General features: G+C 53.3%; 3 tRNA genes. All 3 read right to left on the bottom strand.

The annotated features are described in order from the left end of the window. Nucleotides 1-5 precede the first annotated feature (5 nt). The 3 genes from HMPREF2991_RS09230 to HMPREF2991_RS09220 all read right to left on the bottom strand — a co-directional run bounded on the left by HMPREF2991_RS09230 (nt 6) and on the right by HMPREF2991_RS09220 (nt 256). Nucleotides 6-78: transfer RNA gene (locus HMPREF2991_RS09230), tRNA-Phe, on the bottom strand. Between the two features lie 3 nt (nt 79-81). Further along, a tRNA-Met gene (locus tag HMPREF2991_RS09225) sits at nt 82-155 on the bottom strand. An 11-nt stretch (nt 156-166) separates the two neighbouring features. Continuing rightward, nucleotides 167-256, bottom strand: a tRNA-Ser gene (locus HMPREF2991_RS09220). Nucleotide 257 lies beyond the last annotated feature (1 nt).

Here is a 257-nt window from a genome sequence, read left to right as displayed (position 1 = left end):
AAATATGGCGCGAGACGGAATCGAACCGCCGACACATGGAGCTTCAATCCATTGCTCTACCAACTGAGCTACCGAGCCAAATTGCGGGAGCAGGATTTGAACCTACGACCTTCGGGTTATGAGCCCGACGAGCTACCGAGCTGCTCCATCCCGCGTTAATATAAAAAGGAGGATGTGGGATTCGAACCCACGCACGCTTTTACACGCCTGACGGTTTTCAAGACCGTTCCCTTCAGCCGGACTTGGGTAATCCTCCA

Source organism: Streptococcus sp. HMSC072D07 (assembly GCF_001814835.1).
Lineage (GTDB): Bacteria > Bacillota > Bacilli > Lactobacillales > Streptococcaceae > Streptococcus.
The sequence above is the reverse complement of the archived record's forward strand: the minus strand, read 5'-3'. Positions and strand labels throughout refer to the sequence as shown.